Source organism: Mesorhizobium sp. M7A.F.Ca.CA.002.15.2.1 (assembly GCF_003998715.1).
GTDB lineage: Bacteria > Pseudomonadota > Alphaproteobacteria > Rhizobiales > Rhizobiaceae > Mesorhizobium > Mesorhizobium ciceri.
On record NZ_RZPI01000882.1, the window covers coordinates 1 to 1897 of the forward strand.

The window sequence follows — 1897 nt, forward strand, 5'->3', positions numbered from 1 at the left end:
GACATTGCCCTGGACGCCGATGATGTCGACGGCGCCGGCAAGCCCGGCCAGCCCGGCCGAAATGGCGAAGACGGCGACGGTCAGGCCGGGAACGCCGAGCCCCGAGTGAACCGCCGCTCGTGGATTGGCGTCGACGATCCTCAGCTTCAGCCCGAACGCCGTGCGCGTCATCACCAGATGCACGATGATGATCGCCGCCAGCCCAAGCAGCAGGCCACTGGTGATGGTCGTTTCGAACAGGCGCGGCAGCCGGTCCTCCACCGGCAGCGTGCGCGTCTGCGGCACGGTCGTGCTTGGGTCGCGAAACGCCAGCTTGACCAGCACATTGGCGAGCGAGGTGCCGAGGAACGTCATCATCAGGGTGGTGATGATCTCGTTGACGCCCTGATAGGCACGCAGCAGCGCCGGCACCAGCGACCAGATCATCGCCACCACCATGGCGATGAGGAACGAGCAGACCAGCGCCAGCCAGGCTGGCATGATCTGCACGAACACGGGAGCGCTGGCAGCCGCCGTCACCGCGCCAAGCAGGAACTGGCCGTCGCCGCCCAGATTCCACATGCCGGCGCGAAAGGCGACGATCAGGCCGGCGGCGAGAAACAGCAGCGGCGCCATGCGCGTCAGTGTCTGCTGGATGCCGAGCGGCGAGAACAGTCCCTTCTCCAGCACGAAGCCATAATAGGCCAGCGGGTCGACGCCGACGGCAAGCAGGATACAGCCGGCTATGACCAGCGCGATAAGGATCGGGCCGAGCGTCATCAGCAGCCGATGCAGGATGTCGCGGCGCGTCGCTGCCCCGCTCGTGGCATCGAGTGCGGTGGCGCTGACCGTGGGTGCGGTGTCGATGCTCATGCGGCAAGTCCGATCATCAGGCGACCGACCTTTGTGCGGGCGTCGTCTACGTTCTCGACGGTGCCGACCAAAGCGCCGTCGGCGATGACGGCGATGCGGTCGCACATACCAAGCAATTCCTCGAGGTCGGTGGAGATCAGCAGCACGGCAAGGCCACGCGCCGCCGTATCGCGAATGCGCTGGCGCGACGCCAATGTGTTGGTGAGATCGAGCCCATAGGTCGGCTTGTTGAAGATCACCACCTTGGCGCCTTCAGCCAGTTCCCTTGCCAGAAGCACCTTCTGGATGTTGCCGCCGGACAGCCGCGCGACGGGCGTCTTCAGGCTCGGCGTGCGCACGTCGTATTCGCGCACGAGCTGCGCGGCGCGCTTGTCGATCTCCGCGCGCTGCTCGACGCCGTTGCGCCAGAACGGGGCCGCGCCGACCTGCTTGAGGAAGAAATTGATCGAGACCGGGAAGGTGCCGACAGTGCCCTCGCCCAGTCGGTCGTCGGTCAGGTAGCGAAGGCCGCGCCGGCGGCGCTCGCCGACGCTCAGCGTCTCGATGTCGGCGCCGTCCAGCCGCACCGAGCCGCTTGTGGCTGTACGCTGGCCGGCCAGCGCTTCCGCCAGCTGCTTCTGGCCGTTGCCGTCGATGCCGGCTATGCCGAGGATCTCGCCCGGGCGGATGTCGAAGGAGATCGACGACAGGCCCGGCGCATTGTCCGTCGCCGCTACCGCCAGGTCCGTCACCTGAAGCAGCGGGGCAGCGCCGGCGCGGGCAGTGCGGACAGGACGCTCGACGGCTTCCGGGTCATCCTTCTGCTTGCCGAACATCAATTCCACGATCTCCGAGACGATCTCCTGTTCGCCCAGCGTGCGAAACCGCTCGGGTGGAATCTCGCCGACCTTGCGGCCAAGCTTCAGCACCGAGATGCGGTCGCCGAAGGCAGCCGCCTCCTTGAGCTTGTGGGTGATGAAGACGATCGCAAGGCCCTGCTCGACAAGGCGGCGCATCAGCGCGCCCAGTTCGTCGATACCTTTCGGCGTCAGCATGGAGGTGGACT

General features: G+C 66.6%; 2 protein-coding genes. Both read right to left on the minus strand.

The features are described from left to right. The coding region (locus ENZ74_RS30655; protein ID WP_164761342.1) for an ABC transporter permease at nucleotides 1–852 on the minus strand (852 nt) is incomplete at its 3' end. Continuing rightward, nucleotides 849–1897 (minus strand): ATP-binding cassette domain-containing protein (locus ENZ74_RS30660; protein WP_127313251.1); only part of this gene is annotated, 1049 nt, incomplete at its 5' end. The genes ENZ74_RS30660 and ENZ74_RS30655, both read right to left, overlap by 4 nt.